This is a genomic window from Pseudomonas sp. AP42 (assembly GCF_001728935.1).
In the GTDB taxonomy this organism is placed as follows: Bacteria; Pseudomonadota; Gammaproteobacteria; order Pseudomonadales; family Pseudomonadaceae; genus Aquipseudomonas; species Aquipseudomonas lactis.
Genome location: NZ_LYSO01000007.1, coordinates 20,825 through 46,168, shown reverse-complemented (window position 1 = coordinate 46,168; position 25,344 = coordinate 20,825). Strand labels below are relative to the sequence as shown.

22 protein-coding genes and 4 pseudogenes are annotated in these 25,344 nt (G+C 52.8%); 15 read left to right on the top strand and 11 right to left on the bottom strand.

The annotated features are described in order from the left end of the window. The first annotated feature begins 294 nt into the window (after nucleotides 1-294). Nucleotides 295-2,931 carry an ATP-binding protein gene (locus A7K61_RS04425; protein WP_069557012.1) on the top strand — a complete coding sequence of 879 codons (2,637 nt, stop codon included), beginning with the start codon at nucleotides 295-297 and terminating at the stop codon, nucleotides 2,929-2,931. A 227-nt stretch (nucleotides 2,932-3,158) separates the two neighbouring features. Next, complete coding sequence (locus A7K61_RS04420) at nucleotides 3,159-4,823, top strand: Shedu anti-phage system protein SduA domain-containing protein (RefSeq protein ID WP_069557011.1); 1,665 nt, start codon at nucleotides 3,159-3,161, stop codon at nucleotides 4,821-4,823. Nucleotides 4,824-4,908: 85 nt separating this feature from the next. Here A7K61_RS04420 and A7K61_RS04415 read toward each other — a convergent pair whose 3' ends face one another. The 3 genes from A7K61_RS04415 to A7K61_RS04405 form a co-directional block, all read right to left on the bottom strand. After that, nucleotides 4,909-6,159 (bottom strand): HEPN/Toprim-associated domain-containing protein, encoded by a 1,251-nt coding sequence (locus A7K61_RS04415; RefSeq protein ID WP_171905457.1) that lies wholly within the window; start codon nucleotides 6,157-6,159, stop codon nucleotides 4,909-4,911. 128 nt (nucleotides 6,160-6,287) lie between these two features. Beyond that, nucleotides 6,288-6,605, bottom strand: coding sequence for a hypothetical protein (locus tag A7K61_RS04410; protein WP_069557009.1), 318 nt, complete (start codon nucleotides 6,603-6,605; stop codon nucleotides 6,288-6,290). Nucleotides 6,606-6,642: 37 nt separating this feature from the next. Next, entirely contained in the window at nucleotides 6,643-8,250 is a 1,608-nt protein-coding gene (locus A7K61_RS04405) for a hypothetical protein (RefSeq protein ID WP_069557008.1), read from the bottom strand. Between the two features lie 213 nt (nucleotides 8,251-8,463). Between A7K61_RS04405 and A7K61_RS30905 the strand changes: the two are divergent. Next, nucleotides 8,464-8,571, top strand: a pseudogene (locus tag A7K61_RS30905) (transcriptional regulator); the annotation flags it as partial. A 220-nt stretch (nucleotides 8,572-8,791) separates the two neighbouring features. Here A7K61_RS30905 and A7K61_RS04400 read toward each other — a convergent pair. The 5 genes and pseudogenes from A7K61_RS04400 to A7K61_RS34165 form a co-directional block, all read right to left on the bottom strand. After that, complete coding sequence (locus A7K61_RS04400; RefSeq protein WP_069557007.1) at nucleotides 8,792-10,990, bottom strand: hypothetical protein; 2,199 nt, start codon at nucleotides 10,988-10,990, stop codon at nucleotides 8,792-8,794. Beyond that, a complete protein-coding gene (locus tag A7K61_RS04395) occupies nucleotides 10,990-12,132 on the bottom strand; it encodes a hypothetical protein (protein ID WP_008037542.1) in 1,143 nt (380 codons plus the stop codon). Before A7K61_RS04395 ends, A7K61_RS04400 begins: the two co-directional genes overlap by 1 nt. Before the next feature lie 23 nt (nucleotides 12,133-12,155). After that, nucleotides 12,156-12,587 (bottom strand): hypothetical protein, encoded by a 432-nt coding sequence (locus A7K61_RS04390; protein ID WP_008037541.1) that lies wholly within the window; start codon nucleotides 12,585-12,587, stop codon nucleotides 12,156-12,158. Between the two features lie 360 nt (nucleotides 12,588-12,947). After that, nucleotides 12,948-13,169: pseudogene (locus A7K61_RS30900) on the bottom strand (amino acid ABC transporter substrate-binding protein); the annotation flags it as partial. 274 nt (nucleotides 13,170-13,443) lie between these two features. After that, nucleotides 13,444-13,581: pseudogene (locus A7K61_RS34165) on the bottom strand (aldehyde dehydrogenase family protein); the annotation flags it as partial. A gap of 171 nt (nucleotides 13,582-13,752) precedes the next feature. Here A7K61_RS34165 and A7K61_RS04375 point away from each other — a divergent pair. Together A7K61_RS04375 and A7K61_RS04370 are read left to right on the top strand one after the other, a co-directional pair. Beyond that, nucleotides 13,753-14,427 (top strand): hypothetical protein, encoded by a 675-nt coding sequence (locus A7K61_RS04375; protein ID WP_069557004.1) that lies wholly within the window; start codon nucleotides 13,753-13,755, stop codon nucleotides 14,425-14,427. Beyond that, the gene (locus A7K61_RS04370) at nucleotides 14,427-15,248 is read left to right on the top strand and encodes a hypothetical protein (RefSeq protein WP_069551301.1); all 822 of its coding nucleotides are present in this window, start codon (nucleotides 14,427-14,429) and stop codon (nucleotides 15,246-15,248) included. The genes A7K61_RS04375 and A7K61_RS04370 overlap by 1 nt, the downstream gene beginning before the upstream one ends. A 129-nt stretch (nucleotides 15,249-15,377) precedes the next feature. On the opposite strand, the pseudogene A7K61_RS33470 reads toward A7K61_RS04370, so the two are convergent. Next, nucleotides 15,378-15,859 (bottom strand): annotated as a pseudogene (locus A7K61_RS33470) (MFS transporter); the annotation flags it as partial. A gap of 477 nt (nucleotides 15,860-16,336) precedes the next feature. Between A7K61_RS33470 and A7K61_RS32135 the strand changes: the two are divergent. Further along, a complete protein-coding gene (locus A7K61_RS32135) occupies nucleotides 16,337-17,920 on the top strand; it encodes an HNH endonuclease signature motif containing protein (RefSeq protein ID WP_139129454.1) in 1,584 nt (527 codons plus the stop codon). 987 nt (nucleotides 17,921-18,907) lie between these two features. On the opposite strand, the gene A7K61_RS04355 is transcribed toward A7K61_RS32135, so the two are convergent. Next, entirely contained in the window at nucleotides 18,908-20,362 is a 1,455-nt protein-coding gene (locus tag A7K61_RS04355; protein ID WP_069557003.1) for a site-specific integrase, read from the bottom strand. Nucleotides 20,363-20,741: 379 nt separating this feature from the next. Here A7K61_RS04355 and A7K61_RS04350 point away from each other — a divergent pair, with 379 nt between their 5' ends. The 8 genes from A7K61_RS04350 to A7K61_RS32130 are packed head-to-tail and all read left to right on the top strand — an operon-like array spanning nucleotide 20,742 to nucleotide 24,108. Beyond that, the gene (locus A7K61_RS04350) at nucleotides 20,742-21,356 is read left to right on the top strand and encodes a hypothetical protein (protein WP_256557697.1); all 615 of its coding nucleotides are present in this window, start codon (nucleotides 20,742-20,744) and stop codon (nucleotides 21,354-21,356) included. A 59-nt stretch (nucleotides 21,357-21,415) separates the two neighbouring features. After that, on the top strand, nucleotides 21,416-21,919 hold the full coding sequence (locus tag A7K61_RS04345; protein WP_069557002.1) for a DnaT-like ssDNA-binding protein: 504 nt from the start codon (nucleotides 21,416-21,418) through the stop codon (nucleotides 21,917-21,919). 35 nt (nucleotides 21,920-21,954) lie between these two features. Continuing rightward, nucleotides 21,955-22,146, top strand: coding sequence for a hypothetical protein (locus tag A7K61_RS04340; RefSeq protein ID WP_047293891.1), 192 nt, complete (start codon nucleotides 21,955-21,957; stop codon nucleotides 22,144-22,146). Nucleotides 22,147-22,197: 51 nt separating this feature from the next. After that, a complete protein-coding gene (locus A7K61_RS04335; RefSeq protein ID WP_069557001.1) occupies nucleotides 22,198-22,569 on the top strand; it encodes a hypothetical protein in 372 nt (123 codons plus the stop codon). Further along, a complete protein-coding gene (locus A7K61_RS04330; protein ID WP_069557000.1) occupies nucleotides 22,553-23,164 on the top strand; it encodes a phage tail protein in 612 nt (203 codons plus the stop codon). Before A7K61_RS04335 ends, A7K61_RS04330 begins: the two co-directional genes overlap by 17 nt. A gap of 11 nt (nucleotides 23,165-23,175) precedes the next feature. Further along, complete coding sequence (locus A7K61_RS04325) at nucleotides 23,176-23,550, top strand: phage tail assembly chaperone (RefSeq protein ID WP_069556999.1); 375 nt, start codon at nucleotides 23,176-23,178, stop codon at nucleotides 23,548-23,550. 18 nt (nucleotides 23,551-23,568) lie between these two features. Continuing rightward, nucleotides 23,569-23,844: a DUF1799 domain-containing protein gene (locus tag A7K61_RS04320; RefSeq protein WP_069556998.1), complete on the top strand. Its 276-nt coding sequence runs from the start codon at nucleotides 23,569-23,571 to the stop codon at nucleotides 23,842-23,844. A 60-nt stretch (nucleotides 23,845-23,904) separates the two neighbouring features. After that, nucleotides 23,905-24,108: a hypothetical protein gene (locus A7K61_RS32130; RefSeq protein WP_139129453.1), complete on the top strand. Its 204-nt coding sequence runs from the start codon at nucleotides 23,905-23,907 to the stop codon at nucleotides 24,106-24,108. Between the two features lie 328 nt (nucleotides 24,109-24,436). On the opposite strand, the gene A7K61_RS04310 is transcribed toward A7K61_RS32130, so the two are convergent. Continuing rightward, nucleotides 24,437-24,694 (bottom strand): protein L, encoded by a 258-nt coding sequence (locus A7K61_RS04310; RefSeq protein ID WP_069556996.1) that lies wholly within the window; start codon nucleotides 24,692-24,694, stop codon nucleotides 24,437-24,439. Between the two features lie 200 nt (nucleotides 24,695-24,894). On the opposite strand from A7K61_RS04310, the gene A7K61_RS04305 reads away from it, so the two are divergent. Continuing rightward, nucleotides 24,895-25,308 (top strand): hypothetical protein, encoded by a 414-nt coding sequence (locus A7K61_RS04305; protein ID WP_069556995.1) that lies wholly within the window; start codon nucleotides 24,895-24,897, stop codon nucleotides 25,306-25,308. Nucleotides 25,309-25,344 lie beyond the last annotated feature (36 nt).

Sequence of the window (25,344 nt, the reverse complement as noted above, 5' to 3'; positions counted from 1 at the left end):
AGGAAGTGGGTAACATTTCGGACCGATCCGAGTCGTTTTCTGACAAAACGGTCTCCATTGGCATTTCTACGCTGGTGTTCGTATTCCACCTACCACTGTAGCGGTGACCTGGCCTCAGGTGGAGTTGTAATTTCGTAGCTGATTTGTCCTGGCGTACTACGGAAATGATAGGCTTAGCCTGAGTCAGTAAATGTGGCACCGGTGCCCAATTTCTGTACGACTATCCGCACTCAGGTGAGTCACCGGCTTCGCCGGGGACAACTTTAAATTTGTAGAAATCCCTAGGGACAAAGCATGGGTTCAGCGTGGTCTGTGGATGGCAATGATCTTAATACCCAACCTCGGACGGGGGGCGCTATTGCCGAAAAAGGGTTTTCATTCCAGAAGGCCTACGCGCTGGTTAGGCTTACTTGGCTCCTAACGGGAGAAAGGGAGCTTGTTGAGCTGCGGTATGAAGGTGCTCAGGACGTCGATCTCAGGTTTGCCGGGAATCGTGAGCTCTTAATCCAAGCAAAAGATCACCAGCAAGGCAGTTTCAGCTACTCAAAGCTCAAAGATGTCATTGCTGGTTTTGCACGGGACATGATCACCGTTACGGCACGAGAGGGTGTTGGCGCTAATTTCCCTGGTTTTCGTCTTGTTTGCACGAGTGCGCCTTACGAGGAGAGCGCTTTTCAGATTTTGCGACGAGTCTTCATCCAGAACCATGCGCAGGCAATCGCACCACTGATTTCAGAAAAGTATCGAGAAGGCCTGGACGAGGATCAGGTGCTGGAATGCCTTCGAAATGTCTTGGGAAATGCGACTTTCGAGATTCTTCTCCATGAGGAGGCGATCGCAGACCTTACTGCCCAAGCGTCTTGGAACCTCGTGAGATTTGGTGTGCCGCCAGAGCATGTACGGTCGAGTATCACAAGGTTAAAGGCAGCATTGGTGCCGAGAGCAAGCTTTCAAGTTTCGGACGTCGTCGAGAACCTCGTAGGTCTGCCCGATGGACATCCTGGAAAGGATGGGGCTGCTTGCCGACTACTTCCAGCCAAGCGGTCTCTCGTAATGACGAGCTCGATGCGAACTGCATTTCTTCACGGTGCAGTTCAGAGCTTATGGGCTGCAGTAGCCAACGGTCTAGACGTGTCGAGGTCAGAGGTTTCGGAAGTAGTCCGAGCCTTGGCCGATATCCGCGCCTCGGGCGGGATGGTTGTCGTGCAGGGCAACTCTGGCACCGGCAAAAGCGCGTTGGTCCGCCGTATTGCATGGGATGCTCATCAAGCAGGTACTCACCTTGTGTTAGAGGTGGTAGTACCCGGAGAAGTTGATGATGCGAGCTGGAAGGCGGTTTTGAGTTTGCTGATGCTCTCCAGCAAACCGCTGCTCCTGATAGTCGATGACGTATGGCGACATTCCGATTTTGTTGAGGCTCTCGAGCGACATATCAGACCCGGCCTGTGTGTTCTTGGAACGAGCCGACCTGTGGGTGTGTCCCAGAAATCGGAAATGACCATGCTTGCGATCCACCCGGTGCGCCTCGGGCCGCTGTCAACTGAGCTTGTTGAAGAGCTGCGTGACCTTATCAGTACTGATCGAGAGCCTGCGGCGCAGGTAGGAACTGGTCAAATCGCGCGGTTCATGGAGCATGGGCAGCTTCTAGCGTTATCGCTGACACTACAGGGAGGATCGTTGAACGAGTTTGCCGCCAATGTTCTTAGGCCTTTACGTACCAAAGCGGCATTCCATGATTTCTTAGATCTGTGCGTTCCGGGTAGCTATGACCAATCGGCTCCGCTATCGCTGTTCGAACGCATTCGACCAGATGGGATAGCGTTCTGGAAAGACGAAAGCTTTTTTGGTTTGGTGTCATTGCAAAAAACTAAAAACGGGGTCTCTCGCCTAAAAGTTGGCCATTCCTTGGTCGCGCAGGCAATCCTCGAAAATGAGCATTTGAGTATTGTTGATCGCGCCATCCAATTTTGTGACATCTGCGATTCGGAGATGGTGGCGGAGCGACGGTTTGTGGTGCGTTTACTGAGAGATGTTCTAGCTGACGACGATCTAGTCGAAGAGGTGAAATCAAAACGACAACTTTTGGCGGATGGCATCCAGAAACTGTTTGACCATGCGTCATTCTCAGACGCTCATCGCTTGGCAAAAATGCTCCTGTCACTCGGACAACCTGCGCTCGAGCAAAAATTTCTTGCTGCGGCGAAAGCGGACCGCGTCATCGATAGTGTTGACGTTGGTTTGGCATTGAGCTTTAGGCGACGTGAAGATTATGAGGAGCTCTACCCACGCATGCTCGAATTCTTCGAACGCGAGCCGAATGCTCCTGGTCGGCGAAGATTTGTGTATCGAGTACAAGACATGGGTTCGCCTGCGCAACAGCTTGTAGTTATTGAACAAACTGCATCTTGGGTGATGAAGCACAACTTCCCGGCTGACGAAACTCTCGCGGTATTGCAGCTTGGAGTCAGCGCTACGGAGAGGGCGGCCACATTACGTTTAGAGCCCATGATTGAGGCATATATCGAATCAGAGCGCCCTTCGATAACAATTCTCAATACCGTTATATCAGCTGCTCGGCGTATGAAATTATCACAGCTATCGCTCAAGATAATCCGCACAGTCATAAGCGTCCTTCGGAGAGCAGATGCCTGGGATTCAAACCAAAAGGATTTGGTGCGAAGGGTCTCCGAGCTTATTGCCCCTGAGCACGATGCAGTCACCAGAGCCGAGTTAGGTAAAATGATTGTTTCAACTTTTGAAAGCTCGGATAGCCCACGAAAGCTGATGAAAGCAGTTACCGCCGCTATTATCGTAGGCGATATTGGAACGATTACACCAATCCGCGAAGCAATTAATGCGATGAGAATTCAGGGATGGCAAGAGGCTGATCAAATTGAACGGCACTTCATACATAAATTCAAGCACACTTAAGCCGGTATATGGATTTGATTGGGCGTTTATGGCAACCGCTCACTACTTTCCAGAGAGAGTTCATGCAAGGTCTTTTCTACGTTCATGAAGGTCAAGTACTTCGCCATACAAAATGCTGAGTGTTCGATCTCTTGGCAAAAAAACTCCTGTACACCTTGCGGTTTCACGAGGGAATAACGGGTGTGCGCCCTTTATCCAGTGTTTTCTAATAATTCGAGCCTCCACGTATGCACAAAGCCAATAATGAGCTGATCAAAAATTTTCGCGAGATACTGTACGAGGGAAATACACACAACGATTCAGGCACGAAGGCAAATGAGCATGCAATTCAAAAGTTCATGGCGCAAAATTCAAGCCTGATACCCACGCCAGACGTGCTCTCGGGCGGACTATTCTGCAATGTTGTGATCTCGAAACTCCCTATCAATCATCGAGCAATTACCGATTTTGTGTACGTGTCGGTTTCCTCGGGAGCGATTAAAATAACCCTGATCGAACTTGAAAATTCAGTTCGGAAGATCTTCCAAAAAAACAAGCCTGATAAATTCCACAGCGACTTTATTTCAGCTGTGCATCAAGTCGAAAGGTGGCAAATATACTTACGCGATGGTGGGGCCAAGGTCAGATTTTTAGAATTACTGAAAAGCCTGCTTCCCGAAGAGTTGCCTGAAACCGTTCCGCAAATTGATTACATGCTCATCATCTCGGGTGCTTTGCCTGCCGGCCCGTTGTATAAAACAGAGCTTAATAACTTCGCTCATCATCGGAATATGAAAATCTGGACCTACGAAGATGTTATCGCCGCTCTTCCTTATAGCAGCGGTACTAAAAATATTCTGTCAAAAGCCGGTGATGGATATGTAGTGAATAGTCTTTCTGCGAGGCACGCTCAGCTACTGGAGAACTGTACGCCAAGCATCCTTCGTATTGACGCTGAGTCTTATAAAGATCTTAAGTTTTCCCCTGAGGCCAAGGAGCAACTGTTGCATTGGCAGAACGGAGCTAAATGCAAGGGCGACCCGTTGCGGGTACAACTCATGGGGCGTCACGGATTATATTTTGACATGTACAGAGCAAACAAGTTGATGGAGGTTTTTCGTCGATCCATGAACTGCTGCGAATGGCAAAATTGCCAGAATCGAATATTACAAAGCTTCCAATCATTTAATGGAGGATTTTTACTCCATCGCTATGACGTGAAGGAAACAGGGTTTTGGGGGGAGGGCAACAGCCGCAAGGAGTTTGAGATGAGACTGTATTGCGATGTGCATTACAGACAGGTTCCTTTGGTAGAAGGCAGGTCCTCTGAAATGATGCCGTATCCAGTAGTGGAGGCGGAGAATAATAGTAAGAATTTCGAAATAGATGCGCTGGCAAGGCGAGCAGTTTTGCGCTTCGTTGTTCAGCATTGCCTTCCCGGGAATTTGCAAGCATTGGGAGATACTGCCAAGGTAAGGGATGTAGCAACGTATAAATTTATAACAAACTGGTTAATGGTGATTGCTAGTTTGTCGGGTTTTTTGCGGGGGATCTATCTGCCATTAATCTACATGGCTGATATATCAGGAGATTCTTGCAGTGTGAACCCTTACATGCTGGCAGGAAGGTTTTTTTCTGGAAGCCTCTCTCCCGCTCGATACTCGCTGTCGTTGATAAAAGATCACCGCCTCGTAGAGTCTGCCGAACATGAAGAAAGCACGGAACTAGCCCGTTGGAATCTGCGCACTCAGGACGAAAATGGTGTGAGTATGAATGAGGTAATGCTGAAAATTCGGCAAAGGTTTACCTTGGACGAGCTCAGTTTAATGTGCCAATACTTTGACTTTAAGCCATTTGAGGATTCTGCGGCTCCACAGGTGGTTGACCTGCTGCCACTCTGGGTTGAGGGTTAATCGAGGCCCAAAGCTGCCTTTCACAATGGGCGCGATCGGCCCAGAAGCGGACATCTACGCTATCTACAAAGCCTGTGGCGATTAATCAGTTCTCATCGTCGTCCAACAAACCATCTTTAATTTGCTTGTCGAGGTGTTTGACGGTGGAGTCCACCAGTTCAATGAGTTTTTCCACGTCCGCCATAGCTACATTGACAGTAGTGCCTTGGACGGTCTTGCCATTACGATGAACAATGTCGTGACGTTTCTCTATTGCGCTTTTGATGTCGGCCATGTGCGTACTCGGGAAATGGGTATCAAGCACCGCCTTATAGAGCCCCGCTGTCTTGTCTAAATTGTGGAAGCTCATTGTGTCAATTGCCTGAATAATCTCTGCGTTCAAGCCCTCCAGCTTGCGGAAGATATCTTGAACAACGATCTTATCTTTGAACGTTTCGTTGGTCTGCACGAAGCGGCGTCGGATGGCTTCACGGGTAAGAACCTGCTTCTTCATGGTGTCCGAAAGATAGGTCTCCATCGCCGTGATGACGTTGGCATAGAGAAGCCGGGCTAAGGTTGTATTTTCAGGCGATAAGGCCATGAGAGTCTGAGTGTCTAGGATCGCTGTGGCGAAGACATCGTAGAGAGTGGTGAAGTCCTTGTGGTACTCAATGATGTCTTCAAAGGAATCAGTCCAGCCGCCGCCAATCAGGTCGGTAATGTCAAGAACACATTCTGCCTCGGCGGGTACGATTTCCAGCATCGCCACTGCCATACTCTCCAAGGTCTGGCATGGAAAGCCGGTGTCATGGAACGAAGGCTCGTCCCAATACGCATCTGACGCAAACATCATGTGTAAAAGCGGATCAGTGTAATTCCGCTCGCACTCGTCCCACCGCCAACTCGCAATGCCGTCATCAATGGCAGTCTTGAGGCACTTAAGCCAGTCCGCCAAACTAGAAGCCTTGAGGATGGCGGCACGCTTCGACCGTTCCTTGGCCCAGTCCTCATCGAACTCGAATGGCTCCTCAAGGCTCGTAACTCGCCGGGCGATCCACTCCTTGAATTCGCTCTCCAAGGTCTCACGGTTGAAACCTGCAAGTTCGAGCCGCCGACGCAAAACCGGGCCAGATACTACATAGAGGTAGTCGGTTTCTTCCTCGTGCAGCTCGTGGGGCTCTGCCGCACACCAAATGAGGGTATTACGCTGAGATTTGTCGCGAACGCGGATAATCCGATCCTTTTTACGAAAATACCACTGGTCGTAATAGCTCTTCGTTGAAGAGATTGGATAACCCCCTATTGTGATTTGCGCCAAGCTCCCCATGCATTCCGCCTTGTATTTGAGTTTAGTCATACCACGATCGGTTTCGTGGTGCGCTAGCTGCGCAGAGTACTGGCTATTTCATGTCTCGATAAGCTGTCAAGGTAAGCCTACGCGATCCATCAAGGCGGACTTCTTGTGCTCACCATCTTGGCCGGTTGTTACCTGCCGCCACCGACAGGGATGACAGGCGCTGCTCCATCGTCCCACACCAGCTCTTGAAGCTGGTCTCGCTCATGAGCCGCAAAGCCGATCAGTTCCAAGGCCGTCTGAGCGGCAGCCAACATTTGAGCATCACTCGAAGCTTCTACTGCTTTCTCAAGGTGTTGCCTTTTGGAGCTGTACTCATTGCAATCATCCAGCCCTAGCCTGAAAAGCAATTCAGGGATCCGTGTATCCGTGTAGTGGTCTTTCTGGTTGCCCAAGATCTGACTGAAGGTATCTCGCAGACTGGTGAGGTTTTGCTGGGTTCGAGGCATGCGCAGGGGGGCTCCGATGTCGTTGAACGGATCGTGGTCACCCTAGTTCGATATTCGGCCCGTAGGTCAGAATATCTACCAGGCGCAGCGCTTTTCGAGCATCCGTCTTTAGGTTGGCGAATTCAGGGTCTCGCAGGGCAGTGATGAGCATTGAGCGGTCGCTGGCATCGGTCGCTGCTATGAGCAACTGGCGAGTCCAGTATTTCTTAGAATCTGGATTCTCGGATGCATACACCGCAGGAAAAGCCTGGCCGGCAGTGAATTCGCCGGCATATAACGCGGCTAGTGGTGGCATTGCTTCCAAAGAGGCTTCACGAACAGTGCCTTCGTTGCGCTCCATCGAGTCGGGGATGCTTTCTCGTGCGGTTTCAGCCGCAGCAGATTGTGTGACGGTAAAGGTCGCAATTTCAGTAGCTGGCGGAAGTGTGCGCTCCTGTCTTTTGGCCTCAAGGGCTCTGATGGCTGCGGTACAGCGTTCTTTGAACTGCCCCTGAGCCGATACCGCCGAAGCCCTGCGAAGCTGGCCGATTAGCTGACCGATGTCGTCGACCATCGATACCAAGAACCAGTATGGGCGCTCTGTTCCTTGCTGGCTCAATGCAGTAGCCACGAAAGGCCACACCTCTTGACCGGTGAGCGTTTGCCGATCCAGAGTCTCGCGTAGCTGCTCAGGGCCTTGGAGGCACAAATCGAGCAAGAAGGACTCTGGGGGCAGATCCAGAATACCTTGATCGAGCCGTCCATTTGCATTTCCCACGTCTGCGCCAAACTGCTCACGCGCGTGGCCAAAGGCTTGGCGCATGTCCTGCAAGGCGATAGGTAACGCATTTGGGTCGTTTGGCCGGACAACTACTGGTAGTGCTTGGCCCCCTGCATTCATGCGACGGAACCTCATTGGTGCCGCGCGTTCAAGTGTTTCCAAAAGCAAAGTGATGTCAGCAGGGCGTGGCGAGACTACGGAGCGGTCAAACGCTTCAAGCCACTCCGGTGCTTCTGGGGGGACTTCGGGGAGGATCAGGAACAAAGATCGTAAGGCGTTGACCCGCTCGGTAACTGCATCGGTGCTTTGGAATTTTTGAATGAGGTCATCAATCAATACAGTCTGGTCGATGACTTCATCTGGTGGTATCGGCAACCGATCCATATAGGCGCGGATACGAGTTGACCTGGCTAGGAGCTCAAGGAAACTGTGAACCTTCACGGCTTGTTTCAGTGTCACTGTGCGAGACAAACCAAGGCCAGCATGGAGCCCGGTCGCCCGGTAGGTGAAAAGCACAGAAAATCCTTCTGACGCCTGCAGGATCGACTCGCGGTGTTGAGCGGGGTCGGCTACGCCTGCGGTCAGGAAAGAGCTGGCAGGAATGGGCGCGCGGAGTAAATCCCTCATGTCCGACAAAATCTGTCGCGCGCTTTTGTACTGGGTGGGGGACGCAGCCAGAGCCTCATCGCCCCGAACCTGAACGATAATTGCAGCCAAAGCCTGCTCAGCGGCGGCTCCGATCAATCCAATCGCGGGGGAGTATCGAGCTACCTCAACTCTCAGGCTTCCCCGATTTGGAGTGCCCAGGCAATGCAGCGCCAAGGCCAAAGATTCTTGGCTCGCTTCCAAAAGACGTATTGCGCTGTTACTGAGGTATCTGGGCATCGCGAATCCTTGCACTGCTCAATTGGTGGCTCAGCGGAGGATGGCCTGGAGAGGTCACCGTCTCTGGCTAGATCAACGCGATCGTCACTGCTTACGACGAATCAGCTCCGATGGCATGCATGACGTCCACTGTACAGTGTGGACGCCATCGCTCAGACCGAAAAATTGCCGTGGTGCACTGTCGAATCGATGTTGCCGGGGCACTATCAGGTAAACCCCCACACGGGTGAATTTATAGAGACCAAAGGGGGAAATCACAAAGGTCTGAAGGCCTTGAAAGTACAGTATGGTGCGGAAACTGTTGAGTCGTGGCTCAATTGATCCATCAGCCGCGCTAGGAGTTTTCAGCCTAACGAGACCAGGCAGCTCATGCTGCCTGTCCCAACGGACGCCACCGTCTGGCTCGCAGATCCGTAGCCCAGCAAGATTAGTGAGCCGTTGATTGGGCCCATCAAATTTGCCACTTCATTGCCTGAACTACTGCTTGGTCTCTCTGTATTCGACATGCCATGGCCGGCAAGCCGACTTTCAGCGGGTCATTCTAGTGATTAGCTTGCTTGGCCAGCACAAGCATCCCGAGCAATTCGGACGTATTGCCAGCGTGCTGCTTCAGCGCATCGTCCAGCAGAGTCTCCATATCCGTTTTCGCCAGCCGAAGCGAGCCTACGGCGATGGCAGCAGCGAACTCAAGGGCTGCGTCGCCGAAGTCCTTGTCCGAACGTGCAAACACCTTCACTAACAGCTCTTTCATCACCTTGCTGAGTTCAGGGCTGGATGAGTAGTCCAACTCCGCTGGGTGGCATGCCCTAAGCATGCACGCTTGCAGGATGGCCTCGTTGAATCTGAGGAAGCACTCTGGGGCCAATACGACCGACTCGTAGCCGTTGGGGCAGAGACGCCTTTCGTGATCTTTGTGTTCCCGGGCGTTTTGGAGCACGGCTGCCATGGTGAGGTGCACCATGCTGGGCTCAACGTCAGCGTAGCGCCTGGCAATCTCGGTTTTGTTTCCGAAAAAGAGAAAACCTTCTGAGAGCCGCAGCGGGTTGCCTCGTGGCGAAAGCAAAAATCCTCGAAACGCACTTAAGGCTGCCTTTCCAGCTAGATCGAGGGACGGCAGGATGTTGGAAGTGTTGGGCAGGTGCTCAAGGCCTAGGTCATGGATGTTTTGTTCCGAATGAGCCTTGTGAGTTTCGATCAAGCGATGCCAAGAGTTGTCATTGGAGTCTTCACCAAGTGGGAGCTGTATCCAGTTGGAAAAGCCGTACTCCCTGGTCGTGGGGTTGCGAACCAAGAACATACGCAATTGGTTCCATGACGCGTTCGTCTGGGGGATACCGATCGGGGAAAGAAAATGCCTCGGAATGTACGCTTTGATGTACGAACGCAGATCGCGACTGATTTCGCGAAGCACGCCGCCATCTCGGGCGACGGTGGAAACGATCACTACGCCGGTGGCGTCTTTGCAGTTGTCCTTCTCCAGTTCGTGGTATGGAAGCACCGTAATCGACGAACCAGCAGCCAAGCGAGTGCGCAGGCGAGCCACGACGATCACTGCGAGAGCTTTGGAAGCCTCGTCATCGGCGTGGATAACGTGACTTACGGTCAGGGGGAATGACCAGTCAATTTCTGCGTCGAGCCATTTCTTAAACTCTGCGTGTTCCAGCAACTCGATGACATCAAGCTGCAGCAGCTTGCTCTTCGTTCCAACTCGGGTATTGAAAGGATGTATCGAAAAGCCAAAAAACTGATGGAAATCGGCCAAGGCTTTCGGAGTATGTGGCTGTCCGAGAACGACTGGTCGAGGAGGCTTGGCTTTTGACGAGAAATTTTCGCCGATGATCTCGATCAGGGTGCCGTCGCTGACTTTCAAGTCAGGGAATGCGACCCCCATATTATCAAGCGCGACCATTACGTCGCCAGCTCGTCCCTGGGACGTCACATCGACAATGGTGGCGATTCGCTGAGGATCCCAAACGCTGCTTGCCATCTTCTTTGCCATGCTTCCGGACGTCGAGGCGGAGACAATGCAGAAATAGGGATCTGATGGAGGATTGATCTTCTCCAACTCATCATAGGAGTGGAAGCTGACTATCTCTGCCTCGGAGCGGCACAGGGCCAGAGCGCATTTGACGTAAGCATAGATACCCATGGTATCGATGAAAACCTTGGTGCTCCCTTGCAGGGCCTGCCCGTGGCATAGCGTGATCAAGTATGCGACGACGTACAACTCTGCCTCGCCTGAGGCGATTTCCCTTGCTTGGATGAAGACCTTGTTCCGGCGTTGGGAAGGGTGCTTGAACACATGGCCAGAGGGGGCCTGGTGAATGGCACTATTCTTCTCGATAAGGCTGTTTACGCCACGGGTTATGAGAAGCTTCAGATCCACGTTGTAAGGGCCCGTATGCGCTCCAAGTGCGTGTTGATTGAAGTTTGTGCCATCCCACTCAACGAAGGTGTATTGCTTCACGAAGTCAAAGCCAGCCTTCATGCCGCGCTTGATCATGGTTTGCAGGTGCAGATTGGCCGGATCCCAGGCTGCCTTGAACGTGTTGCATTGCTCGGTAGAGCCCACGATGTACACGCAATCGGGAAGATTGGCATCACTCTTGAGGGCGGTCTCTACATCGGTATACACATTGCCTTCGGTCAGCTGGCAGCGTTTATAGCAGAGCACTAGGGCTTCAATGCTGCCGTGCGTGGGGCAGTGTTTCAGGTGCCGCCAGGAATAAAAGCGTTCCATCACTGAGCCCTCAGCGGTACGAGAATAGAAATGACCGCACCTTGAACGGGCGAAAGGTTGGTTTCAGTCCAGTCATTGAAAGCAAAGAGGTCACGGTTATCGCCAGGCGTGAAGGCGTTGAACATCGACAGCCTTCCCGTGCGGATCCTCATCAGCCCACCGATCTGCCTCAACTCTTGCAAGACCGAGGGCAAGCCTTCACCTGCTGCTGTCTGGGATTTCGACGTTGATTTGTGCTGCAGGCAACGGAGAAGCGCTCGTCGTTCATCTTCGAGTGACATCTCTTGCACGCGCTTGCCAGTGAAGCGGCTGACTAACCCTGGCCCTGAGTCAAAATAGCTGATCTCGAATGCCCGGAGGCTCTTGGCTCCGGTTTCGGTTCTAGCAGCTTCATCATTCCAGTATTTGTTCAGATCGGGGTGGCCAGAGAAATCGTCTTTGAAGGTCGACTCGTAAAACCGTGTCCAGCCCATCAGCACCCCCTCGACATGCGAGAGATACGGCCTGCCAGTATGGTCTGTGATCGCGTGCTCTTGGGTGTTTTGAATAAGCTCAGCAGAGAACAAAGCGAGCGCATCGACCAAGGACTCAGGTACTTTGGCCCTGCTTTGCTGCGTTGTACGATCCACTAGCGTGCGCATCACTGGGGCCATGCCGTCTTTCTCTTTAGCCTTGCCTCGCGAAGAAAACAGCGGCTTCAGATACTGGATTTTGGAACCTCCGACGCACAGGAGGTCTATACAGCGCCCCTTGACAAGGTCGTCAAACTCTTGAGCATCCATCGCTTGCATTCTTTTGGTCGCGAAGGTCAGAACGTCTCGGCGATCAATTTCCTTGCTACCAATCCGTATTCCCTTGGACAGCCGAACCCCTGCAATCCCAGGTGAGTAATCACAAACAGCCTGCTGAGCATCAAGTTCTTGAGCGTTTGGATGAATGTCCAGATAGTCATCTTCGAGTTTTTGGCGAGCGAGCGTAACGACCATCTGCAGTCGCGATGCGTCATGCATCGGGCTATGTCGAGCGCCGAGGGTGTCTATAGGGAAGCGAAACACGGTATCGCTGTCGGAGTACTCGATCTGGGAGATGATTTCCTCAATCTCAACCAGGCTCCGGCACTTCCCCACGTGGTTAATTGCCAAGCTATCACCTCTGAAACGTAGGGTTACTTTTGGGCCGGGAGGCTTGCCAGGAGCTGCTTGATTTGGGGCTCGGGTTTCCAGTAATTGGGGCCCTTGAGGAATTTCCCATTCTCATCGTAGATAGGCTTGCCATCGGCACCTAGCTTGCTCTCGTTGCTGTCCATGATCAGCTCCAGTACGGCTTCAAGAGGGATGCCGTACTTCATTGCCTCGGAGCGGCAATACACGATGACGTCGCCGAGAAGGTCTGCAATGGCGACCTGAACATCGATGGCATCGTCTCCTCGACGAATCTGCTCAGTAATGTCATCGATCTCGGCGACTTCGTCGAGCAGCGTCCGCTTGAATTTCAGGAGGCGATCTTCTGCATCCGGGAAGAGGTGCGGAGCCTCATGGATGGGCAGCTTGTACATCGCATTCATTGTCTGGATGCGGTCACGAAAACTTTTGCTCATTGATCCATCTCCGTTGGTGAGGCGTTAGCAGCAGACACTACGCTTCTTTTTCAGGGCAAAGCAATCCAAAACACCCTGGCCCGCCATAGCTTCGCAGACGCGCTCATGGCGCCTCTGCCTCGTAGTTTGCATTTCATCCGGCAGAGCAAACCCAGGCGTTAGAAGCTTGGCGTTACAATTATGGTGTTAACCTCTGACCTTTCTTCACAAAGGCGTGCCACGTCTGTCAGGCACGCTCTAGGACAGCAGGGAGCCTTCAGCTAGTGGATTCCCAACGACAGACCCTAATTCCCCATCACCTCTGGCCCAGGCCGAGGCAGAAGGAATATCGCCCGTCCCTGACAGAAGCGTGATGCCGGTAGCCTCGACAATCTTTAATTGAATGTCATGGGAGTAGCCCACCGGCTGACCGGATCTGTTGGCGATATAAGAGAAGGGAATGGACGAGTCTCGGTGACCCAGGGTAATGGTCCCCGAGGTCTTGATTTTCTTAAGCGTGCCGGTGGGTTCGACAGCCATGAGGGCAGTACTACTTAAGGCCGCAGTCAGGGTAACGCCCAAGATTGCAGGGAAGGCACGCATCGAAAGCTCCTCATGAGGGTGAGGCGAGTCTTTTTCGGACTCGCTCATCTTGGCTCGGCGAGAGGTCTCGCGGGGCTTGGCGACTTGCTTGTTGTTAGTGACGGGCCAGCCAGACGGTCTGTGCATTACAGAATTCGCGCACACCGAAATGCGACAGCTAACGGCCAAAACTGCTTTTCTTTACGCCGCCGAAAGTGACGCGTGGATCGGTTGCGCAATAGCCATGGATGAACACGCCTCCGGTTTCCAGTTCGCCGGCCAGCTTATGGGCCAGTTCCAGAGCATGTGCGGCGTCCCGCGCAGTGATGATCGATGCCACGGGTCCAAACAATTTTTGTTTGAATGAGGTCATCTGGTCGGTGACATCACCGAACAGCGTAGGCTCGTAGACGTATCCTGGCCCGTCAGCCTTGGCATTGCGAGGTGATCTATCGATGCGTAATGCTACTGACAGGTTTTATAAAGCGTTTATGACTCGCTGGTTACTGGAGCGCGACTCGACGTCGGACCAACCGGTGAACGCACCTAGGTTGAGGGCCTATCATCGGCACTCTATGCATAAAAATACTGGAGCAAGAAGCGTATGGATTGGGGAAGCGCTGATACTTACGTCAGCCTGGTCTCGGGCCTTGTAGGGGCCGCTATTGGAGGGTTCTTTACGCTGAAGGGGGCAACCAATGCTCATGAGTTGGCGTTGAGAAAAGAGGCGGCGGCGGACAAGGAGAGAATGATTACGACGTTAATGCTCCTTCGCATCGAGATTTCCACTGCATGGGAGGCTTTCAATGAAGAGTGCGGCAACGAGCTGTCGGAGCAGGATGATGGCGTACCTTTTTTGAATATACTGCCGATTGGGAAAAATCCATTCCCTATTTACGATTCCGGGCCGCCAGCACTAAACCTTCTCCCGCGAGAGCTGGCAAAGGACGTTGTTCGCTTCTACATGGGCGCAAAAGGTTTGATCGCCTCGATCGAAATGAACAACCGCGATTATGAGCAGGCCCTCCAACATGCTCGGGTACATTTGCTGAGCCATTCAGAGCGTGCCCACAAGGATGGCGAAGCTTTCACTGATGAGCGACATGATCAGCTGTTTGAAGAAGGCGTAGAGTTTATGGCCGGCCAGTTAGGCATGGGCGATACCGCTGACGCGATTAGATCGCTCAGGCAAGATCTGGCACCCATTGTTGGGCGCATCACCACAGAAGTAGATGAGCTATTTTTCCCACTTTCCGACGGCCAGGAACGGACGAACTGATGGCAATACCTTCTTTTGATACGGGTCGGCGACAACAACAAAGCATCAACCCTCGCATTTTAGTGCTTGAAATCAGAGACAGAGCGTGCGTTGAAGATCCGCCGATTGGCTGGGTCATCGTCGAGCGAGAGGAAGTGTACAAACGAGACCCAAGCGGAAAAATTTGCGAGGCATCCATTCGACTGTCTTACCAAAGAATTACCACCAGAGCCTCGTCTTTTGAAAATGGCCACGGTGAATTCAATGGTAGCTATTCAAGCCATTTCAATGCGGTCTCCCTCACCTCGTCCTCAATGTCCAACGGCTCGGTGTACCTCAGTTTGCCGGAGTTAAATGGGCAACGGATCGGTACCTACTTAATGAATGTGATCGTTGAGTGGGTTCAGCAATGGCCTGACGCATCGGTTAACTCCATCCAGCTGTTGAGTGGTCAGGCACGAGGTGATAACAAAGCGCGGCGCAACAGGTTCTATGAACAATTCGGTTTGATTTTTGATTACCACGATTCGGCGCAACGTGAGGGATCATCACGTCCGATGCTGGTACAAGGTTTGTCTGTCGTCGAGACATGGCAAGAAAATATTTTCGAACACAGGATGTTTGGTTATTTAGCGGAGCAGTTGAGCGAAGCGGAATCAGCGCAATTGAAGTTGGGTACGCTTAATCACGCTTTCGCCGATTTATTGGCAGAGCAGAAAAAAGCGGAGGCCCGGCCGTTACGCTGGGCTGTTCGAAGGCTGTATGGACAGCACTCAGGGGCCGTCATCGCCGGGGGGGCGTTAGCCATTTTCGCTAGCTTGCTATGGTTCAAGATGGGGTGATGCGAGGAGCCTTTGGAGAATGCGCTCATAGGCTTCTAAAGGGATGGCCGTGCTGGGTTCGGCACCGCAAAGCGCAGTCATTTCCATGATGCATGTTCCTATCCTGCTTGTAGCACGAACTCGAATCCATTACCCATTCCCTTGAGCGTTTCGCCAACGCGACCGAAAAATATCTCGGCGTGTTCTGGTAATTAAAACCAAGAGCACGTTCAATACGGCCAGCACACTCCGTCCCGCAAGCACACCGCCAGCGCCCCAGGTCTGCGACAGGTAACCGCCTGCAAGGGGGGGCAAGGCTTGTTCTATGAGCGAAGGCCGAGCCATGCGCCCCATCAGCAAAACATAATGGGTGGGCGACATGAGGGCCAATGGCGGCAGTCCTCGAACGATAGCCCGTAAACCATTACCCGCGCCATAGATCACCAGCCCCAGCGCAGTCATTTCCGGTGCGATGGTCACAAACAGCAGACCAATTGCTACGAATATCACGGAGATCAACGTCGTCCAGATCGGGTGTCGCTTACTCGAAAACACCTGTAGAACACGGATCCTGCCTGGCTCGGCCCCAGCAATGCGCTCTGTCCGATGGCGGCTGCAAGCGAGTAACCACGCATGCAACCGACAGTTCGGCCATGGTTGGCAGCGACAAACCGTATGCGGCGATGATGCAATTCGGTGGGGGGGCGGACTTTCCGCATCTATGGGGTGATATTCCAGCCCGACCGTTTTTACCTATGGATGCCAAAGGCAATCTGCAGTCAAAAAAAGCGGAATGCGCCATTCTAAATTTGGCATTAATCCATCTAGACTTCGCTACCGTTTTATAGCTAGACGCCTTAAGAAGATTCCCCAAATCTCCGGCGTAGGGTAGGCTATGGCCACTTGCCATGTCACGGATGAAGGAGTTCAAATGGCTCATTTTTCTTATGCTGGAAACGCAACGGCTAACAAGGCGTTGAACCAAACCATAAAGATTCTAAAAGCTATTACCTGCCAAACGAATAAAACAATAAAATAGGTAGCGCTCTTTTATATGTCGCGGGACTTTCCCTTTGCCTCCCTTATGAATTTAAAATAAAACGATACTAATGGCTTCCAAGATGAAAAAAAGCTTTATTAATGAGTATGAAGCGGCTTTGAAGTTTGACCTTTCGCCGAGTCTTTTGCGATGGCTCACTTCAAATGCAATTCTTGATAAAACTAAAATAAGCTACCAGGAACGCGACGAGGTCTATTACTACGACCAAGACGAACTCGCAAGCCTAAATAAGAAAATGGAAGGAAAGTGGCCAAAAACTGCCAAGGGACAAAGGCCCAATATTCCAGAGGGAATAAAGCGTGAAATCAGGAGCGAAGCAAGAAGCTCTTGCCCGGTGTGTAACAAGAGTCACGGCGAAATTGCGCATATCGATTGCGTCTCTGCCACCCACTGCAATCATCCTAAAAATCTGATATTCCTATGCCCTGATCATCATACGGAATATGACAACGCTCGAATTCCCGCAAACATCGACAAAGAAGAAGTCCTGATTCTTAAGAAAGGTCTAAGGATATTTCAGCGGCAATTGTGGAAGGTTAAAGGTAAACTGATAGAGTCATATTTGGCAGGGCTTAACGCTGCCAAATCTCTTTTGGGGATTCATAATGTCGTCCGTAAGATAATACCGGACGATGAATTCCAAAGTATTTTGGAGAAAATCGCCAGCTCCACAGAATCGTATTCCGATACCGAAATCGATCATGCTAATTTTAACAGTTCTGAATTCCTGAACTCAGAAATCGATTCATACATAGAACAAAACCAAGAGCACATATGCCCTCTCTGTGAAGGTCATGGTGCAACCCATTTTTTTGATACATGCCCCGTGTGTTTAGGCGCCGGAGATATACATCCAGAAATTAAGGATCATATTGATCTATCTGCCTATAAGCTTATCAATTGCCATTTATGTAGTGGCTCCAGCATGCACAATGGCGCGGATTGTCCTGCATGTGGAGGTGAGGGACAGGTTTCTCAGGGTTATTACGACAACCATGATTGGTCAATGTACGATTTGGTTACGTGTAAGCTTTGCGAAGGTAGCGGTCAGCACGACGGCCATGATTGTCCACCTTGTGGTGGTGAGGGCCAAGTCTCTCAGAGTTTTTATGATTACCATGATTGGTCAGGATACGATTTAGTCGCATGCAGCCTCTGTGATGGTAGCGGCTTACATGACGGCAATAATTGCCCTCCGTGCGATGGCCAAGGCGAAGTCACTCAGGGTTTTAACGAGTATCACGATTGGTCCATGTATGATTTAGTCACATGCAGTCTCTGTGATGGTAACGGCCTACATGACGGCAATGATTGTCCTCCGTGTGACGGTAGAGGCGAAGTCACTAAGGGCTTTCACGATTATCACGATTGGTCCATGTATGATTTAGTGGCGTGTAAACTCTGTGGTGGAACCGGCTTGTATGATGGTTATGATTGTCCACCATGCCGTGGTGATGGTAAAGTAAGCGAGAGCTTCTTCTACGATCATGATTGGTCAAGATATGATGCGGTAGAGTGTCAGCTATGCAAGGGCGAAGGACGTTATCATGCAAATGAGTGCATTCCATGCCGCGGAGAGGGGCGAGTCTCCCAAAAATTTAATCGAAATCATGATTGGAGACAATATAGGTAGGCTAGTTTTGCATGCAAAGATCTGAAAGATCAGAGCCCATCTTGATATGAGCGCATAGATATTACGAGTATTTTTAACATGGGTGGTCTTAGTTAAAAGTAAGCGAGGGGGTATTAACAATGCAAATCCCCCGCTTATTACTGTTCATTGAATAGAATGCGGTGCTTCATGGGTGATGACTTCGTATCCCCCCCCCCCCCCTCACTATTTACTGTTACGGAGTCGGTAGGGCCTATCGACAAAGGGAGTCACGCGCCGCACCACTGTTTTTTTGACTTTTGCGGCGGATCGCAACATTACAAGCTGGCTCCACAGGACAGTCGAGCGCATAGAACCAGTGTCTAGCAAAGCACCTTGAAAGTGAGGTTTATGGACCGCTTACGACCGAAGCCCTCCATATAAAATCCAAAGTGCCACTAATTGACACTCAAAACACCCCCCCTGTCACCCTGCGCCCCGTTCAAAGGACCAGAACAAGGTGAGTGGCTACATCGCCAACCCACCCAGCGGGTAATCGAGGTGGCCGTCCTTGATCCTCGACGCTTTTGCGCTCTTTAGCCATTGACTCAGCAGCGCGTGAGGTTCGGTTAATTGATAGGGGCTTCAATCGTTCGCCGAACTATAGGTGAGTTTAAATCAGTGCCAGTCGTGGCAAGCGAGTTGTCAGGGTCGAGCACCTGGAATCGGACCTTGCCTTCGACCTGAGGTGGTTTGGGTTTGCGTTGTCGCCGCTTCTCCGATTTGGCCCAGTGGCCACGGCCAGGGATGCCGGCCTTGCGACAAGCTTTGGCTACGGCTATGTCGGAAAAATCAATTTCGTGGGCCAGTGTGACCATGGGCGTTTGCCATGCTTGTTCGAACAGTTTCGCGACGGTGAAAGCTAACGAATGTGTAAATGCGATCTGTCATCTTTGCTCGTCGCGAATTTAAGGTCATAACACGTGGTGTCGCGGATGTTAAATTCCGGGAAGCTCTGGGCGTAACCGTCTATGACGGTGCTCGCGTCTCTGGCGCCGCGTACACTGGAAAAGATAACATCGACTCGTTTGGCGTGTGCTCGTAGTTCGAGGACAGCACCGCACTGAGCCGATCGCCCAACAGGTCCCAGGCGTTTTTCTTCTCTTCGGCATAGTCGTGATGCAGGTAATGACGCCTCACCCTAGAGCCGGCCAACACATGATTTTGGCAGCGGTCGATGACGTCCAGGCTGACCCCTAAAGCTTGCATCATGGTCGCGCCGGTACGGCGCAAGTCATGGGGCGTCCAATCACCGTTCTGGCCGTCGGCAAGCACCAGTGTATCGTCGTGACGCCGTCTGGAGAGGGCCTTACGGTTTTTGAACCGGGCCTGGCGATCGCCGACCTGTTTGCTCACCACTTTCACGTCCACATGCCCATTATCCTGCTTGTTCGGAAAGCACCATTGCGAGTCTCCTGTCAGGATTTTGAGTTCCTGAAAGAAATGCAGCGCGAAGGGGGAGAGGAAGACATGGTGGTCTTGTTTCTTGCCGCGGGTGCCTTTGACGTTTTCACTGGGGAGGAACCACGTTTGCCGGTCCAGATCGACATTTTTCCATTCGGCCTGGAGCAACTCGCCAATCCGGCACAGCGTGCCCAGGCTGATCCAGAGTGCGAGTTGGGTTTCTTTCTTTAGCGGCCGTACGCCGTCGTATTTTTGCCCGGCGGGCAGGGCGTTGTAATCGGCGGTCATGTGCTGGAAGCGGTTGTGTAGTTCCAACAGCTCCGCCGGCGAAAGGATGCGGCTTCTTTCTGCCTCGTAGTCGGCAGGGATCAGAGGGGAGATGTCAACCAGTTCCGTCGGGTCGCCCTCGACCAATAAGGCTCGCCAAGGTTGGCGCTTTCTGGCCCAGCTGAACATCTGAGTGAGGTCGGCGAAGAAGCTGATGGCTTGCCGGTGAGCGCCGCGGTTGACCACGGTGCGGATCAGCGCCCGAACATCGTGTTCGGACACACTGCTCACCGCTGTCTTGCCAAGTGCCGGTAATAGGTCCTTGTTAAAACGACGCTGTAACTCGGCGTTGCCGTCTTTGCGCGCGACGCCATCCACCAGCCACGCCTTGGCCAGATCCTGGACGGTCAGCGTTAGCGCCTTCGACGTTTTTACTTGTTCGGCCTCTACGTTAGCTGCGGCGTATGCCTGTGCCTTGGCGGTTTTCTTCTGCTCGTTGGGATTGATCTGCTCATCGATGAGCGCCCTAGCCTGGTTGCGGGCCTTGCGGATGTCCGTCAGGGATTTGCGTGGCCAGGACCCGCAGGCGTATTCTTTGTTCTGGTCGCCCCACCGATAGCGATAGAAAAAGCTGACCGACACGCCGTCCTTACGCAGTGAAATTCGACCCGCGAGATTGCCATCCTCCCGGAGGATCCGGCCGGCATCATTGGCGGTCAGCGACTCGAGTTCTTTGATGGTGATTTTGGCCATGAAATGGACTCCCCCTACTTTTACCCCCACAAAAACGTCGGCTCTTGATGGACGTTGCTGGACTCTCGTAGAGCAGAAAACCGCTGGAGCTCAAGTAAATACTAGCTTATAAAAATCCAGAGTGAAATTTCGGAGTCTTTCAAGAAGTATGAAAAAGGAGATGGGGTGCTAGGGGTCGAGTGTTCGAATCACTCCGTCCCGACCATTATTCCTGAGTAAAATCAGACGCTTAAGCCGATCAGATGGATCGGCTTTTTTGTGCCTGCGCAAAACCCGCGCAATACTTGCGCAAAACTATCCGGTGATTTCGCTGATATTCAGGTCCGGAACTGCCTCGGACCAGATGATTTCCTCATGGTCTCGCTGGTAGTTTTTGGTCATGCCCTCGCTCGCATGGCCTGCGATCTTCTGCCCATCCTTTCCGGCTTTCTTGCACAGGTGCAGCGACAGTGCCCGCACTTCATGGAATCCGGAACACTTCGATAAGCCAGAAGCCGGTGTTACCAGCGTGCTGGTGATGGGCGATTGGCCAAACGTGGTCGAAGCATATGAAGCGGCCGGTATTGACGTGTCGGTGAGGGAGGCTAAGCGGGTGCCGATGGTTGGCGCCACGAATCAGGCCGAACTCGAAAAAGTCGTTGCGGCTTTACGTGCTGAGCATGGATCGATCGAGATCCTGATTGGTGGCCTGGAAGCCGGCGAGATGCACCGCCCCGAGTCAGGCGAACTGGCGTTGCGCTTGTTTGATCTGCTCGGAACCATCCATATCTCGGTTGGCACCCTGACCACTGAACGCGACGGCCTGCTCCTGACTGTCGACGCGCTGCGCGGCGAGGTTGAAGCGCTGAAGAGGGCGGCCCTCACGCCGTCGGCTGATGAGGCTGGTGAAATCGCGGCGCTGAAAGCAAAGCTTGATGAAGCCAAGGTGCCGTACCGTGCCAATGCCTCGAAAGAATCCTTGGAAAAGCTCGTCGCTGATCTGCCCAAGGCCTGATAATACTGGCTGCCGGCGACCCGGTAGCCAATCTTCAAACCATTCCAGCGAGTTGACGCATGACACTCATCATCGAGGACGGCACCGGTAAGCCTGACGCCGAAAGCTACGCGAGTGCCGAGGACTTGGCCATGTATGCCGTGAAGTTCGGCGCGGCCATCCCCGCAGGTGTTCCCGAGCAGGAAGCGTTGCTGCGCCGGGCCGCCTTGGTGATGGATGGCATGACCTGGAAGGGTCGCAAGATGAGCAGCGAGCAGGCCTTGTCCTGGCCGCGCCGGGAAGTGCTGCTGGATCAGGAGATCAAGCCGAATAACTACCTTCCTGCTCGCATCCAGTATGGGCAGATGGCGCTGGCCGCCGAGATCCATCTGGACGATATTGACCCGGTGGAGAAGCGCAAGGGTGCTATAACGCTGGAGCGCGTCGAGGGTGCGGTAACTCGGGAGTACGCGACCATCTCCAACACCAGCAACCGACTTCTTCCGGCGGCGCCGGATCGGCAGAGCGCTACGCAGTTTGCCGACTACCTACAAAAGCGCGGGCTGTTTGCAGTCCGTGCATAGTGTTAGCGTTGGAGCTCATCACATGGAGCTCCAATATGTCGGAAAGAAAAAGCGTGACCGAGAAGGAAATCGAAGCTTGGGATTTGTACGCAGCCGCTGCAATCACCGCCATCGCTTCGAGAGAGCCGGCCGACGGAGATGTGTTGGCAGATGAAGCCGCGCATTACGCAGATGCGATGCTACTTCGTCGTAGAAAAAAACTGTCCCAGCTTTGGGACGAAAGCTGAAAAATAATGGAGCCCAGCCGTCGAGCTGGGCTTTTCACATCTGGAGCCACCATGGCCTTCTACGACGAAATGGCCGTAATGGCTCTGGAGATGATCACAGAGTTCGGCCAGCCCGTGACCATCAGCAAGACAGAGTCTGGCGAGTACGACCCGGAGACGGGCGGCGAGGCGCCGGGGGCCACTATCGAACAGATCGCTCAGGGCATCCTGCTCGACTTTACCGGCCTCGAATTTCAAAACAACAGCCTCATCCGGCAGGGCGACAAGAAACTCAAGATCGCCGCGCAGGGTTTGGCCTGGGTGCCAGGTCTGCTCGACAAAGTGGTCGCTCAAGGACGCACCTGGTCAATCGTGCCCCCGCTGAAAGAGGTCAACCCGGCCGGTACCCGATGGCTCGACTGCTGCTATCGCCGCCTCGTATGACGCGCCGATCATTCTTACGGCGATCACCAACGCAACGGAAGCCGTTGTTTCGTCGGCCGGCCATGACCTAGAGGTTGGCGATTTTGTCGAGGTCACCTCGGGCTGGGCACGCCTGAACAAGCGGGTTGTATGCATCAAGACCGTGACCGCCGACTCGTTCGTGCTTGAGTCGATCAACACGGCCAATGCGGCACGTTTCATAGCTGGCGCGGGCGGTGGTTCGGTGCGCAAGATTCTGACCTGGGTGCCTGTGAGCCAGGTCACGGAATCAAGCAAGTCCGGCGGCGAGCAACAAAACGTCACGTACTCGTTTCTCGAGGAAGACGACGAACACCAAATCCCGACGTCGAAATCCCCATTGTCGTTCACGCTGACCATGGCGGATGACACGGCGCTACCTCACAACGAGGTACTGCTGGAAGCTGACGACGACAAGAAGCCGCGCGCAGTGCGCATCAACCTCGCCTCGGGTGGAGTCATCGTTTATAACGCTTACGCCTCGTTCGACAACGTGCCGTCGCTCACCAAGAATAATATTATGGCGGTGACCGCCGTGTTCGCCGTGTTCGCTAAATTCATTCGCTACGCCGCGTAATTGGAGAGCTCATGGCCAAGTTCAAATTGATCCAGAAGCCGACCTTCGAGGCGCCGGTGACGATTCAGCGTGCCGGTTATAGCGCCGAGAAGGTGGAGTTCAAGTACCTGGACCGCACCGCGCTGGCCGATCTGTACACAGGCTGGAACGAGCGGCACGACGAGCTGAGCAAGCAGGTAGGAGACATGGACCTCAAGGCATTCACTGCTGCTCAGATCGATCTGCAGGCTGACCAATTGCTTGATGTGGTCGTCGGCTGGGATATCGAGGAAAGGATTACGCCTGAAAATGTACGAATCCTCGTCAACTCGATCAACTCAGCCCCCAAGGCTGTGCTGAATGCCTACGCCGAAGCTTTCAGCGAGGCTCGCCTGGGAAACTCCTAAGCGCTGCACGCGCGCTCTATGAGCCGACGCTGGAGGGCACGGACGCCTTTCACCGCGGAGGACTATGGCTCAGAGGTCGGCATCTGGCCGGACAACTGGGAAGCCTTCAAAGTCTTCGAGGCCATGAGCACGCAGTGGCGCACAGGCATGGACTACAGCGTTCTCTCCGGGGTGATTCGGATGTGTGGCGTACCGATCGGCCAGCGACAAACCATTTTCAGCGACTTCCGGCGGATGGAGGCTGAAGCCCTGCAGGTGATGGCGGAACAGTGGGAAAGTGCGAGGTGCGCCTGATCCTCAGGCACAAAGACGCCAAACAACCAACATGACGCGGCATGGCCGCAGGAAAAATCCATGAATCACTCAGAATGTTTTATCTTCAACATCGCCTGGCGACGAGAATTCCCTAACCCAGCGCGTGACCCGGTCGAAGCTGACGTTCAGGATGGGCGCGCCGAATATTTATTCAGCGGCCCATACAGCCTTGCCGAAGGTGGAAAAACCGAAGTCATCAATGGCCAGCTATTATTCGCCGGCAGTAGTTCAAGGATTAGTTGATGTGATGGAAGGTTCGAGAGAAATTGCCATCCCCAAAGTAATTCAGGTTGTCGGCGAGTATTAATGCGAACCCAGATCCTACCGCCGCGAGCTCGTTGTAGATGGAATTGAAATCAGACTCTGAAAGAAACGTAATCACGCCACATCCAGTCTCAACACCTCTGTAGGCGAATTTTTCCGCGATAGGCGTGTAGTCGTCTTTTGATGTAACGATGACGTAGGGAAATATCGTTTGTCCTTCTCTCACATTGACCTCCAGGTCATAAACGCGCCGATATTGGCGCTATCCCAGTCCTTGGGCTTGCAGGCGAAGGACTGGGAAGATCCTTTAGCCTTTGGTTTGGGTTTGGACGATCAAGCGCCATCCGATGTTAGCCGCTGAGCCTGGGTGCTGATGCTTGTTCTGCGGCGGAAACTCCGTCCCTTTGTTGGACGTAATTTCATCGCCGCACCCTTCACAGCGATATATCCCTGATACGGGAACGGTGCTGCCGATTGCGTGGATCCTTCCCCAAACCGCACTGCCGAGAACTGACATCGGTGTCTTTTTGAGGTACTGCGCTGTTTCGTCAATTACGAGTGCCATGCTTGCGTCTTCCTTGATTGCTGAAGGCACAAAGCTACTACGGCGAACCTTTGCCCAGTTACTGGCATTCCATCCACGCTGGATGGGCACTCAGTTGGGGGCGAACGTGTTCAGATGTACCATGATGGCCACACGCTATGTTATGCGGCATTGGTCGGCCGGGTTGTAGCGAAAATCATCATTAGGAGAGCTGCCTCGTTATGGAAAACATGAGTGTTTTTGACGTAATTTCCTTTCTAGCAAGTGTTACCTCGCTCATTTTGGCAATTGTTGCCATAGCTGCGGCAAAAAACTCCGAGAGGGAAGTCCGAGCTAATTTCGAGAAAACGCAGCGCGTGATGGCTGAATATCAAGACAAAACCAAAGATGTTTTAGCGGAAATTGATAAACGAGCGGCAGTGATTGAGCGGACAGTGACGGAGTCGCAGCGGCATCTAATGGATACTATGACGAATATCATAAACGAGACCGTCATCCCCAAGAAGCCAGATGCCGGTGAGCAGATGGGGCTGCAGTTCATGCAGCAAATGTTGGCTAACCCGGCTCAGGCAGGTGAGTCGATGAAAGGGCTGGCTGAAATCATGGAGATTATCAACGCCCATGAGAAAAAATAGATCTAGCGGCCAGCCTACTTAGGAATCTATCAAAGC